The 12,153-nt window shown below is 38.1% G+C and carries 14 protein-coding genes and 1 riboswitch; of the genes, 3 read left to right on the plus strand and 11 right to left on the minus strand.

Annotated elements, in window-relative coordinates; all coding sequences use genetic code 11:
- Positions 1-239: 239 nt before the first annotated feature.
- The 7 genes from AC3CH7_RS11415 to rpsU form a co-directional block, all read right to left on the minus strand.
- Positions 240-1,196 (minus strand): PhoH family protein, encoded by a 957-nt coding sequence (locus AC3CH7_RS11415; RefSeq protein ID WP_031417032.1) that lies wholly within the window; start codon positions 1,194-1,196, stop codon positions 240-242.
- A gap of 2 nt (positions 1,197-1,198) precedes the next feature.
- Complete coding sequence (locus tag AC3CH7_RS11420; RefSeq protein ID WP_012295255.1) at positions 1,199-2,311, minus strand: sporulation protein YqfD; 1,113 nt, start codon at positions 2,309-2,311, stop codon at positions 1,199-1,201.
- A gap of 1 nt (position 2,312) precedes the next feature.
- Positions 2,313-2,561, minus strand: a complete 249-nt coding sequence (locus AC3CH7_RS11425) for a hypothetical protein (RefSeq protein ID WP_012295256.1) — start codon at positions 2,559-2,561, stop codon at positions 2,313-2,315.
- A 55-nt stretch (positions 2,562-2,616) separates the two neighbouring features.
- A complete protein-coding gene (locus AC3CH7_RS11430) occupies positions 2,617-3,096 on the minus strand; it encodes a hypothetical protein (protein ID WP_012295257.1) in 480 nt (159 codons plus the stop codon).
- Positions 3,097-3,121: 25 nt separating this feature from the next.
- Complete coding sequence (floA, locus tag AC3CH7_RS11435) at positions 3,122-4,126, minus strand: flotillin-like protein FloA (RefSeq protein WP_008179446.1); 1,005 nt, start codon at positions 4,124-4,126, stop codon at positions 3,122-3,124.
- A 3-nt stretch (positions 4,127-4,129) separates the two neighbouring features.
- Complete coding sequence (locus AC3CH7_RS11440) at positions 4,130-5,458, minus strand: NfeD family protein (RefSeq protein WP_031417037.1); 1,329 nt, start codon at positions 5,456-5,458, stop codon at positions 4,130-4,132.
- 301 nt (positions 5,459-5,759) lie between these two features.
- Complete coding sequence (gene rpsU / locus AC3CH7_RS11445; RefSeq protein ID WP_004227078.1) at positions 5,760-5,933, minus strand: 30S ribosomal protein S21; 174 nt, start codon at positions 5,931-5,933, stop codon at positions 5,760-5,762.
- Between the two features lie 256 nt (positions 5,934-6,189).
- A riboswitch (cyclic di-AMP (ydaO/yuaA leader) is annotated at positions 6,190-6,329 on the plus strand.
- A 113-nt stretch (positions 6,330-6,442) separates the two neighbouring features.
- On the opposite strand from rpsU, the gene AC3CH7_RS11450 reads away from it, so the two are divergent.
- Together AC3CH7_RS11450 and AC3CH7_RS11455 are read left to right on the plus strand one after the other, a co-directional pair.
- A complete protein-coding gene (locus AC3CH7_RS11450) occupies positions 6,443-7,780 on the plus strand; it encodes a TrkH family potassium uptake protein (protein WP_036164226.1) in 1,338 nt (445 codons plus the stop codon).
- 26 nt (positions 7,781-7,806) lie between these two features.
- Positions 7,807-8,463 carry a potassium channel family protein gene (locus tag AC3CH7_RS11455; protein WP_012295261.1) on the plus strand — a complete coding sequence of 219 codons (657 nt, stop codon included), beginning with the start codon at positions 7,807-7,809 and terminating at the stop codon, positions 8,461-8,463.
- Positions 8,464-8,511: 48 nt separating this feature from the next.
- On the opposite strand, the gene AC3CH7_RS11460 is transcribed toward AC3CH7_RS11455, so the two are convergent.
- The 4 genes from AC3CH7_RS11460 to deoC form a co-directional block, all read right to left on the minus strand.
- The gene (locus AC3CH7_RS11460) at positions 8,512-9,081 is read right to left on the minus strand and encodes a manganese catalase family protein (RefSeq protein ID WP_031417041.1); all 570 of its coding nucleotides are present in this window, start codon (positions 9,079-9,081) and stop codon (positions 8,512-8,514) included.
- 24 nt (positions 9,082-9,105) lie between these two features.
- Positions 9,106-9,369: a spore coat protein CotJB gene (locus AC3CH7_RS11465; protein WP_012295262.1), complete on the minus strand. Its 264-nt coding sequence runs from the start codon at positions 9,367-9,369 to the stop codon at positions 9,106-9,108.
- Complete coding sequence (locus AC3CH7_RS11470) at positions 9,366-9,590, minus strand: spore coat associated protein CotJA (RefSeq protein ID WP_036162165.1); 225 nt, start codon at positions 9,588-9,590, stop codon at positions 9,366-9,368. The genes AC3CH7_RS11465 and AC3CH7_RS11470 overlap by 4 nt, the downstream gene beginning before the upstream one ends.
- Positions 9,591-9,716: 126 nt before the next feature.
- The gene (gene deoC, locus AC3CH7_RS11475; protein ID WP_012295263.1) at positions 9,717-10,388 is read right to left on the minus strand and encodes a deoxyribose-phosphate aldolase; all 672 of its coding nucleotides are present in this window, start codon (positions 10,386-10,388) and stop codon (positions 9,717-9,719) included.
- A 383-nt stretch (positions 10,389-10,771) separates the two neighbouring features.
- Between deoC and mtaB the strand changes: the two genes are divergently transcribed.
- Positions 10,772-12,121, plus strand: a complete 1,350-nt coding sequence (mtaB, locus tag AC3CH7_RS11480; RefSeq protein WP_031417045.1) for a tRNA (N(6)-L-threonylcarbamoyladenosine(37)-C(2))-methylthiotransferase MtaB — start codon at positions 10,772-10,774, stop codon at positions 12,119-12,121.
- The last annotated feature ends 32 nt before the right edge of the window (positions 12,122-12,153 follow it).

The raw sequence follows: 12,153 nt of genomic DNA on the forward strand, positions 1-12,153 counted from the left end.
TACCAATTCAACATACATTTTTCTCGAAAAATGTATAAGAAAGCAAAAAACAGCTATACAAATTCGTATAGCTGTCACATTTTTTTCCATATTTTGATCATTTTCTTAATTCACAGTCATGGGGCAGACTTTTTTTAAACACGGTGCCCCTGTCGCTTCGCTTTCGGGGCAGACTTTTTTTAAACACGGTGCCCCTGTCGCTTCGCTTTCGGGGCAGACTTTAGAATGGCTTTGCCATTCTAAAGTTGCTGTTCTTCGTAGGCTTGGATGATTTTGGCTACTATTGGGTGGCGGACGACATCACCTTGTTCTAACACTTGGAAATGAATCGATTTTACATATTTTAATGTGCGTTCTGCCACGATTAAGCCAGACTCCGTATTTTTAGGCAAATCGATTTGTGTTTTATCACCTGTGATGACCATTTTCGAACCAAAGCCTAGTCGTGTTAAGAACATTTTCATTTGTTGATGAGTTGTATTTTGTGCTTCATCTAATATAACAAAAGCATCATCTAGTGTACGGCCACGCATGTAAGCCAATGGTGCAATTTCAATGGTCCCGCGCTCAATTAATCGTTGCGTCTGTTCAGCCCCGTAGATATCATTTAAGGCATCATAGAGAGGTCTTAAATAAGGATCTACCTTTTCCTTTAAATCACCCGGCAGGAACCCTAGAGACTCTCCTGCTTCAACAGCAGGACGAGTTAAAATAATACGCTTGACATGCCCATTTTTAAGTGCCTGCGTTGCCATGACTACCGCTAAATACGTTTTCCCAGTACCGGCTGGACCAATACCAAAAACAACGTCTTTATGACGGATTGCTTGTATGTATTCTCGTTGACCAATTGTTTTTGCACGAATGGGTTTACCTTTGGTCGTGCGTGCTATTTCTTCATCATAAAGCTCTGCGAAATATTCAATGGTACCTTTTTGAGTCATTTCAATAGCTGTCGTTACATCACGTTGATCAATATTAATTCCTTTGCGAATGACCTTCAATAATGCATGCAGCAGAAATGTTGCCTGTTCCTTAGCACTTTCTTCACCCGCAAGTTGAATTTGTTCACCACGGGTAATGATATGAACATTAAGTGCTTCCTCAACTAGCTTCATATTTGCATCGGAAATTCCGAGTAGCATAACCGCTTCGTTTGGATTATCCACTTGTAATACAGTTAACTGTTCTGACATAATCATTCTCCTTGTAGGCCATGTATTGGACTTGCAATGTTTTCATTGACTAAAAATAGAACTTTCCCTTCAACTGTACCATTACCCCACTTTGCCTGTAAAAGGTTTTCTTTTTTGATGATTGATTTGGCAGGTAACGAACGTATTACTTTTTCATGAAGAAGCGGGATAAGTAAAGACTCGATTTTCGATTCATCAAGCTCCACCTGCATCGTTTTCGTTTGCTGCTCCTCTACAATTGAAACATAAGGGTCTAGCCAATTCGGTAAATCCTTTTTTTGCACATAATCAACCTTTTCTTGATGAATACCTTTCACCAAAACGCGCCATTGCTTTTGTTGCAATGTTTCCATTGTAATTTTTGTAGGAATTTTAAAGGTACATTCAAGCCAATAATCTGCAAAAACCTCGCCCTTTGCGCCGACAAAAACATAATCCGCTCCACTTTCAATCACGCCACTAACAAGAACATCCCCCTCATAGGCTGTATCATTCACTGAAATTTTCCGCTCGCCATTTTGGATATCAAAGTGAGTAATAATACCGCTTTTGGTTGCTACTAATTGCGACGCTAATTTTTCATTTGCCTGCTTCGTTTGTTTAGGCGATTCCTGTGGCCTTAGTACAACTCGCCCTCCATTTTTTTCAATATGCACCCATGAGAGCTCCCGATGCTGTTCTAACAGCTTTTGGCGAATAACCGTATTAGACGGTAAATTTTTTTTAGAAAGCGGTGTTTCTATTTGAAAGGTATCATGAAACGTTTTACCTAGGCGCTGCTCCAGTTCTGGTGTTGCTGCTTCAATGTCTACCTTCCAAATCACCTGCGCACCAAGTATTGGAATGGCAATCATTAAAGCCAGACCAAGCAAAGTCCAAACCTGAGCTCGAAAAACTTGCTGCTCATCGGCGTAAAATACAGCCATTTTCAAGCGAAAGCCTCTTCGTATACGACGAATTTTAGGTAAATGATGCATCGTTGTTTCAAACGAAACCTCTTGTTCTCTAAAGACGACACGCTTTAAAGGAACATGTTGTGCGTGCAATGCTTGAATAAAAGGATGAACATTTTCATGGCGCTTTATACGTATAATGATTGGCCGATTATTCCACATTTTAACTCACACCCATATTCTTTGTCATTTTCATATGAATCTCTTGTAAGTTTTCAACAGAGAGATGAAGCATTTCTTCTTTTAGTGCATGGATTTTCACCAAATCAGCCGTAACAGTAATATGATAATCTGCATAAGCAAACGAACAGGTCGTTGCATCTGCATGAATAAAACGGTAAGGTCCAATAATTTTTAATGATTCATATTCTGACAATTCAAGTAGTGGCGTTAATTGAAATAATTTTTTCATAAAAAAATGCCTCCTTCTTCGGCAATATATGCATCGAAAAAGGAGGACATGCTAGTTATTTTCTTTTTGCTTTTGGAGGGCCTAATATTTCAGCCATTACCACAGCCTGCATGAGAGCATTTTTAGATTGCGGGACTTGAAAAGGAGAATGTGTCCCAGTTACTTTCACTTCTTCTTTCCCAGCTGCTAATCGTCCTTTTTGCTCTCGGATAAACGAGCGCTTTGGCACATCCGCTGGAATGACAGGTGGCGCAACATAGCTTGGGACTTCCTTCGTCACTTGTTCCTCAACCAATTTCTTAGTCTCTTGAACCTTTTCATTTTCCGGAATCCAATCCCCTATAAATTCTCGAGCAAAATCTTCAAAACTTTGTGGTTTTTGATGATGCTGTGGAGTTTCTTCAAGCACAGGTGACTCTACACGTGTGTCCTTATTATTAAAAGGAGGCATTGATTTTTGTGGTTTTTTATTTTTTGATTTTCCGAAAATAGAGCTGACTATGGCAATTATTGCAAAAATAATTAATTGTTCCATATGTTAGTTCTGCTCCTTTCCGTTTTTAAACATTTGGTTCGTTTGTTTCTGGTTTATCGTTACTTACTTTTGAAATGGAATCACGCATAGCCGTATCAGCTTGAATATTACGATAGTTCATATAATCCATTATGCCAAGATTACCTGAGCGTAATGCTTCTGCCATCGCTTGAGGTACTTCTGCTTCTGCTTCTACTACTTTCGCTTTCATCTCTTGGACGCGGGCAATCATCTCTTGCTCATTCGCTACAGCCATTGCACGACGTTCCTCAGCCTTTGCTTGAGCAATGTTTTTATCTGCTTGCGCTTGTTCAATTTGTAATTCTGCCCCAATGTTTTTACCGATATCTACATCAGCAATATCAATGGATAAGATTTCAAAGGCTGTTCCAGAATCCAAACCTTTTGATAAAACGGTTTGTGAAATCATATCCGGATTTTCTAATACTTCCGTATGGCTAGTTGCTGAACCAATTGTAGAAACAATCCCTTCCCCTACACGGGCAATAACAGTTTCTTCACCAGCACCACCAACTAAACGCTCAATGTTGGCACGTACGGTAATACGCGCTTTAGCCTTTACCTCAATCCCGTTCATTGCTACACCTGAAATAAATGGTGTTTCAATCACTTTTGGGTTTACAGACATTTGAACTGCTTCAAGTACATCTCGCCCAGCTAAATCAATTGCAGCACAGCGCTCAAAGGATAATTCAATATTCGCACGGTGTGCAGCAATTAATGCATTGACAACTCGGTCTACATTACCACCAGCTAAATAGTGACTTTCAAGCTGGTTTATCGTTACAGGTAAACCTGCTTTATGTGCTTTAATCAACGGATTTACAATTCGAGACGGAATTACACGACGTAAGCGCATCCCAATTAATGTGAAAATACTAACACGGACGCCTGCAGCCAGTGCAGAAATCCATAGTGCTACTGGTACAAAGGTAAAGAATACCGCTAGTACAATAAATAAAATAACCAGTCCAGCTATAGGACCAATTAATGCTAAATCAAAACCCATTTCCTATTCCTCCATCTCTTTTTTTGTTTGTCTCACGACAATACGTGAGCCTTCAACTTTAATAATTTCTACATGTTTATTTGCATCGACATAGCCACCCTCTGATACAACATCAATGCGTTCACTGTCAAGAACCATTGTACCCGCTGGACGTAAAGGAGTAAGTGTAGTCCCTACTTTTCCTAACAATTCTGTGCGATTGACGTTGGAGACATAGCCCTCTTCTGTCGTAGTTGCATCCATTAACACCAGCCTGTTTAAGACATGCAGTTTTTTCCCGAAAAATTTCATCAGAATCACCATTCCTATAATCGCTATTACAAGCGCAATGAGAATTGCTATTATCATTTGCATAATATTTGCACCTGCCAGTAATAAACTTAGTATTATGAGCACACCACCTAAAATACCGACAATTCCACCAGGAACAAAAAACTCTGCCACTACAAGTGCTAAACCAATAATCAATAACAATAAGGATTCATAGCCAGCAAAGCCCGCAACCATATGTCCAAAGAAAAATAAACCAAGCGCTGATAATCCCATTATACCCGGAACGCCAAATCCTGGCGAATAGAGTTCCATGACAAGACCTAGACTTGCAATGGATAATAAAATTGGAACAATAATTGGATTTGTAATAAACCGAGCTAATTTCTCAGAGAATGTTGGTTCGATTGAAACGACATCACGATCTTGTAAGTCTTTTTTCTCTAAAAGTTCCTGAAAATTTTTCACGGTACCCTCTGAGTATTTGACCTTTAATGCCTCCGATGCTGAAAGCGTTAATAAATTTTTTCCCTCCGCACGATACTCTGGCAATTCATAATTGGAATCAGCCATTGCTAAAGCATACTTTGGATCTCGACCAGATGTCTCTGCTGCTGCTGACATTTGAGCAAGCCACGCACTATTTGCTTTCAAATCAGCTGTATTACCCGCTGAATCGATAACCGCTGCAGCACCAATTGTTCCATTGGGCACCATGTAGATTTCATCCGCATGTAAGGCTAAAAAAGCTCCTGCTGAATGGGCATCCTTATTAATAAAAGCAATTGTCCATATATCCGTTGCATCCATAAGCATGGCGATATCACTAGCTGCATTTACAAATCCGCCAGGCGTATGTATATCTAAGATAATCGCTTTCGCATTGTTTTCTTTAGCCTCATTAAAAGCTCGTTCTAAAAATGCGTGAAGCCCTCGCTCTACTTCATTATGAATAGGAACGTGGTAGACCTTACTGCTTGCAAACGCCGAAGTTAATGGAAACGCTAACAAAAAAGTCATCCATATTACTAGTAAATAGCTAAGGATTCTCCGTTTTCGCACCTTTTCCCCTCCCTTCTAACATGCTTCTCCTCTGTATATACGGTCAAACATGTAAAAAGTTTCACATATCTGAAAAATTATTTCGACTATTTGTACATGTTGCTTACAACTTAGTATTACACAAAAAAGCCGAATGAATCTAGTTGATATCCATCCGGCTTTTTCATATGTACGTAAATCGAGCAATGTAAAATACCTGAAATTAATTACAGCTGTAATTAATTCCAGGTATATCTTTGTCTGCTCAGTGAATCATACGATTGCGTGTTATGAACGTAGGGATTTTTAATGGGAAATTAAATTACCACTTACGTTTACGTGCAGCTTCTGATTTCTTTTTACGTTTTACGCTAGGTTTTTCGTAGAACTCGCGCTTTCTAACTTCTTGAATTGTACCACTTTTTGATACAGTACGTTTGAAGCGGCGAAGAGCATCTTCAAGCGATTCGTTTTTGCGAACGACAGTTTTTGACATCTCTCTTTCCCTCCCTCCGAACACACGTCAATACACAATTTAGGCAAATCACCTTCTGTTGTGTACTAAAAAATTATATCGTATTGTCTAATAATGGTCAATAGAAAGTGTGCGAAAATATCAAGTGAATTTTTGGTTTTATTTCTAATTGGAATTCGAAGAGCAAATTTGGCTCCCAATAAAAAAATAATTGTATTTTTCTATTCATATAGGGGTTTACAAAAAATAGAATATGGGCGTAGAATAATCACATTCAATTTAATACTGGCCAAATCTCAAACATTGAGAACGGAGGACCCAATATATTGGGGTTAATTCTGCACATGCAGAAAGGATGAGAAACTCTTTCGCCATCCTACCCGTCAGCTAACTTCGTCGGCTAAAGCGAAGGAGGTCCTATTCGACCACCTATTAGCATGTTTTCTCCTATTCTTTACATGCTTTTTTAGTTGGTCTTTTTTTATGCATATTTAAAATCAAGTAATTTAACATCTATAGAGGAGAACAAGATGAACACTTTTAGAAACACATTAAATCCTCCCAAAATTCTTGTACTTGGCTTTGCACTTATTATTATCATCGGGACTTTTCTTTTAACGATGCCTCTTTCTACAGAAGATGGAAAAGGACTTTCGTTTTTAGATGCATTATTCACCGCTACATCAGCAACTTGTGTAACGGGATTAATTGTTGTCGATACAGGTGATACATTTTCAGTTTTCGGAGAAGTAGTCATTTTATGCCTAATCCAAATTGGTGGTTTAGGATTCATGACATTTGCAACATTGTTATTTTTACTACTCGGGAAAAAAATATCTTTAAAAGAAAGACTTTTGCTTAAGGAAGCATTTAATAATATTTCCATTGCTGGCCTTGTTAAATTAGTAAAGAGAATACTGCTCTTTACAGCATTGATTGAAATAATTGGTGGTCTTATTTTATCGATTCGTTTTTCTTTTGATATGCCTATAGGAAAAGCTGTGTATTTTGGCTTTTTTCATGCAATTTCTAATTTCAATAATGCAGGTTTTGATTTAATGGGCGGATTTAATGGAATGACAGCTTATGTAGATGACCCATTCGTCGTTTTAACAATTTGCGCGCTCATTACAATTGGAGGCTTGGGGTTTATTGTCATGAATGAACTATATGAATATCGAGTTACTAAAAGACTTTCCGTTCATACAAAAATTGTTTTAGCGTCTACAATTATTTTAACGGTAAGCGCTACAATTTTGATATTTTTGTTTGAATTTGGAAATGATAAAACACTTGGTCCTTTAACTGAATGGGGCAAAGTATTAGGTTCTTTTTACCAAGCTGTTACACCAAGAACAGCAGGTTCCAATACACTGGCTATCGGTGACTTAACACATTCTACATTATTTTTAATAATTCTCTTAATGTTTATTGGAGCTGGATCTGGTTCCACTGCAGGTGGTATAAAAATAACAACTTTCGCAGTATTAGTTGCTACAATGTGGTCACAAATCCGTGGAAAAGAAGATGTTGTTTTATTTAAACGTAGAATTGTCACTGAGACTATCTTAAAGGCTTTGACTGTCACAATGTGTGGCGTACTTATCGTTGTTGTGGTGACAATCATTCTTAGCATTACTGAACAACGTCATAGTTTCATGATGTATTTATTTGAAGCAACCTCTGCATTTGGTACTGTCGGTCTTTCGATGGGGTTGACACCTGAGTTATCCCCTACTGGTAGAATTCTCATTATTTTAACGATGTTTGCTGGAAGACTAGGTCCATTAACCATTGCTTTCGCTATTACAAAACGACGAAAAACAGAAGCCTTTCGACATCCTAAAGGTAATATTATGATTGGATAACAAAATTAGAGGAGTGTGCTATAGCTATGGCTATTAAACAATATGCAGTTATTGGCCTAGGAAGATTCGGAACAAGCGTTGCCCGCAGGCTCCACGAAGCTGGACAGGAAATTTTAGGAATTGATATTAACGAAGAAAGAGTGGAGGATGCAGAACCCTATGTTACCCACGCTGTAGTAGCTGATACAACTGAAGAAAAAGCTTTAACCTCTATTGGTATAGGAAATTTTGATTGCGTTATAGTGGCTATAGGTAACGATATGCAGTCAAGTATTTTAACGGTATCTCTATTAAAAGAACTAGGGATAAAAAAAATTATTGCTAAGGCCCTTGGTAAAAGACATGGGCAGGTTTTGGATAAAGTAGGTGCTGATTGGATTATTTATCCCGAGCGAGATATGGGAGAGCGCGTGGCAAATCAGCTATTGTCTCCGAATATGCTGAATTATATCGAATTGTCTAAGGAATATAGTATAGAAGAAATTATGATCCCTTCAAAAATGGCTGGGCAAAATCTGCGAGATTTAGATTTGCGTGCGAAATATAACGTTAGTGTTATTGCCATTGTTCGAGTAGGAGACATCATTATTTCCCCTTCCCCTGAGCAAAACTTGGAACAGGAAGATATTTTAGTGATGATTGGTCATCGAAAAGATCTCGCTTTTTTTTCAAACATACAATAACAAAAAAAGGCTGTTTCAAGACCCCTTGATACAGCCGGCCACTTTTTCTTAGAAAATCTTCTGTTGATCCCTATCATCTTTTAAAATTTCTACTGCCTCTCTAAAACGTTGAGAATGGACAATTTCACGTTCACGTAAAAACTTCAAACTGTCATTTAAATCGGTATCATCAGATAAATCAATAATCCATTGATAGGTGGCACGTGCCTTTTCCTCAGCCGCAATATCTTCATATAAATCTGCTATTGGGTCCCCTTTTGCCTGAATATAAGTTGCTGTAAATGGCACACCAGAAGCATTTTGATAGAATAAAGCTCTGTCATGATTTACATAATGGTCCCCTAATCCCGCTTCTTTTAGCATTTCTGGCGTAGCATCTTTTGTAAGCTTGTAAATCATCGTAGCAATCATTTCTAAATGGGAAAACTCTTCAGTCGCTATATCTGTTAATAATCCAACCACTTTATCAGGAATCGTATAGCGTTGATTCATATAACGAAGGGCTGCTGCTAATTCCCCGTCAGCTCCTCCATATTGCTCAATTAAAAACTTAGCAAGCATAGGGTTACAAGTACTAACCTTTACCGGGTATTGAAGTTTTTTTTCATAATACCACAAGAATAAATTCCTCCTAATGATTTGTTATACTTGCCACGGCCATGGGGTATCAACCCAATTAAAAGGATAATCTGAATAACTTCGTCCAAAATTCATTAATGGACCAAACTTTTGTTCAAAATTTACTTTGAGCTTCATACTTTTTTCGGTGTTTTCATTAAATTGTTGAATAGCAGTATAGTCATGTGGATGTGTATCTAAATAGAGATTTAACTCAACGATGACGAAATCAATTGCCTGTATTTCTTCAAGTAAGGTATAAAATTCGGGCGACATCTTTTTAGTCATGCTTTCTCCCTCCTTTTCATCAGAAATGGATAGGGGCTAAATAATTGTGGCCATAGTGTTCCCGCCCTAAGTGTCTCTCTCGGGGTTTGGAATTGGGGGAGTCCAGGTGGTTGAAAGCCCATATATAATTGTGGTGGCGTAGCATAATACTTTACTTCGATGGGCTTGCAGGGATCAAAGGGACTAATATAGGGCTTCCAATACTTATACTGCGTAAACATGACATCCTCCTTTCTATATTCAAAATCATCAGTGGAGTATATGTGATGGTAGTAGGCATTATTCTACATGCAAAAAAGCCACTAGCTTCTTACAGAGCTAGTAGCTTAATATCCATAAAGAAATTATTAATAATTAGAATCTGCTATTAAACCATTCATGATGGCTACGCCAGAGCTTGCACCAATACGAGTTGCTCCTGCTTCCACCATGCTTTTCATATCCTCTAAGCTACGAACACCGCCTGAGGCTTTAACACCAAGTTCAGGACCTACTGTTTTACGCATTAGGGCAATATCTGCTGCTGTTGCGCCACCAGTTGAAAAACCAGTAGATGTTTTTACATAATCAGCACCAGCTGCCACAGCAAGCTCACATGCTTTTACTTTTTCTTCATCTGTTAATAAACATGATTCAATGATGACTTTTACAAGTGCGCTGCCTTTAGCTGCTTGCACAACTGCAGCGATGTCAGCTTGTACAAGGTCATAATTTTTATCTTTCAATGCGCCAATATTAATGACCATATCTACCTCATTTGCACCGTTCGCAATTGCATCTTTTACTTCAAATGCTTTCACAGCTGGTGTATTGGCACCAAGAGGGAATCCAATTACCGTACAAACTAACACGTCTGATCCTTGTAATAATTCACTACTGTGTTTCACCCAAGTCGGATTTACACATACAGAGGCAAAATTAAATTGCTTCGCTTCTGCACATAGTTTTTCAATTTGTTCTTTTGTTGCCTCAGCCTTTAATAATGTATGATCGATCATACGCGCAAAATTTTGTTCCATTTTTTAACGCTCCTTCTTCAATCAAGATGTACGTACCTCTTCGAATCATACCATTTTTTCACGTTGTCGTCTAATTTCTTTCTATTTAAAAAGATTGTTGGTGTTGTCCTTGTGAATGTAGCTCTTAATTATTAGCTATAATGAGTGTCCATTCAAGTAATAGAATCCTTGAACAACTTTTACATAAGTATAGTTTACCCCCTAGTGAAACAATTAGTCCTTTAAAAAAAGAGGACAAAAACAAGCATAAAAAAATCTTTAAAGTATTGATTTTAAAAGGTTTATGTTATCATAAATCACGTATCTAAAATAAGTACACTACAAAATAATTTAAAATGAGAAGAAACACAAGGTAATGTGAAGTTGAAAGGATGATATACATTATGAGTAACGAGCGATCAAAAATCGTGAGTTTCCATACTCTAGGTTGTAAAGTGAACCACTACGAAACAGAAGCCATTTGGCAACTATTTAAAGATGAAGGCTATGATCGCACTGAATTTGATCAGCAGGCGGATGTTTATGTCATTAATACATGTACAGTTACTAACACTGGGGATAAGAAGTCACGTCAGGTGATTCGTCGAGCAATCCGCCAAAACCCAGATGCAGTTATATGTGTAACAGGCTGCTATGCACAAACTTCGCCAGCAGAAATTATGGCGATTCCTGGAGTCGATATTGTTGTTGGTACGCAGGACCGTACAAAATTACTTGGTTATATTGACCAATATCGTGCTGAGCGTCAGCCAATAAATGCTGTACGTAATATTATGAAAAATCGTGTGTATGAGGAGTTAGATGTACCTGCATTTACAGACCGCACACGTGCTTCCTTAAAAATACAAGAGGGCTGTAATAACTTCTGTACGTTTTGTATTATTCCGTGGGCACGCGGCTTAATGCGTTCTCGCGATCCACAAGAAGTATTACATCAAGCACAGCAATTAGTAGATGCAGGCTATCTTGAAATAGTCCTGACAGGTATTCATACTGGTGGCTATGGACAAGATTTAAAGGATTATAACCTTGCCCAATTATTACGTGATTTAGAAGCCAATGTTACAGGATTAAAGCGTCTCCGTATTTCGTCCATTGAAGCTAGCCAATTGACTGATGAAGTCATTGACGTATTACGTGAATCTAAAATTGTCGTAAATCACTTACACATTCCTATTCAATCTGGATCGGATACTGTGTTAAAACGTATGCGTCGTAAATATACTATGGAATTTTTCGGCGAACGTTTAACAAAATTACATGAGGCTTTACCTGATTTAGCTGTCACGTCTGATGTAATTGTCGGTTTCCCTGGTGAGACTGAAGAAGAATTTATGGATACGTACAACTTTATTCGTGATCATAAATTCTCCGAATTACATGTTTTCCCATTCTCTCCACGTACAGGAACTCCTGCTGCACGTATGGAGGATCAAATTGATGAAGACATTAAAAATGAGCGTGTACACCGACTCATCTCACTAAATGATCAGCTAGCTAAAGAGTATGCTTCTCGCTTTGAAGATCAGGTGTTAGAAGTTATTCCCGAAGAATTTGTTCATGATGGTAGTGAAGAGGAAGGCCTTTTAACGGGCTATACAGATAATTACTTAAAAGTAGTGTTTGAGGGTCCTGAAAGTCTCATCGGACAGCTTGTAAAGGTGAAAATTACACAAGCAGGCTACCCACATTCACAAGGACAATTTGTACGTGTTTTAGAGACAGTTAAATAATGAACAATAAATGGGTTGCCTGGAATATGGGC

This window comes from Lysinibacillus sp. F12, assembly GCF_057773605.1.

Coding starts and splice junctions, on each gene's coding strand:
- AC3CH7_RS11465 (WP_012295262.1), bottom strand. CDS start 9,369: ATGACTAAAAAGATGTCGCCCGAATTTTATACCTTACTTGAAGAAATA.
- AC3CH7_RS11415 (WP_031417032.1), bottom strand. CDS start 1,196: ATGTCAGAACAGTTAACTGTATTACAAGTGGATAATCCAAACGAAGCG.
- rpsU (WP_004227078.1), bottom strand. CDS start 5,933: ATGTCAAAAACTGTCGTTCGCAAAAACGAATCGCTTGAAGATGCTCTT.
- mtaB (WP_031417045.1), top strand. CDS start 10,772: ATGAGTAACGAGCGATCAAAAATCGTGAGTTTCCATACTCTAGGTTGT.
- AC3CH7_RS11430 (WP_012295257.1), bottom strand. CDS start 3,096: ATGGAACAATTAATTATTTTTGCAATAATTGCCATAGTCAGCTCTATT.
- AC3CH7_RS11425 (WP_012295256.1), bottom strand. CDS start 2,561: ATGAAAAAATTATTTCAATTAACGCCACTACTTGAATTGTCAGAATAT.
- floA (WP_008179446.1), bottom strand. CDS start 4,126: ATGGGTTTTGATTTAGCATTAATTGGTCCTATAGCTGGACTGGTTATT.
- AC3CH7_RS11455 (WP_012295261.1), top strand. CDS start 7,807: ATGGCTATTAAACAATATGCAGTTATTGGCCTAGGAAGATTCGGAACA.
- AC3CH7_RS11450 (WP_036164226.1), top strand. CDS start 6,443: ATGAACACTTTTAGAAACACATTAAATCCTCCCAAAATTCTTGTACTT.
- AC3CH7_RS11420 (WP_012295255.1), bottom strand. CDS start 2,311: ATGTGGAATAATCGGCCAATCATTATACGTATAAAGCGCCATGAAAAT.
- AC3CH7_RS11470 (WP_036162165.1), bottom strand. CDS start 9,590: ATGTTTACGCAGTATAAGTATTGGAAGCCCTATATTAGTCCCTTTGAT.
- deoC (WP_012295263.1), bottom strand. CDS start 10,388: ATGGAACAAAATTTTGCGCGTATGATCGATCATACATTATTAAAGGCT.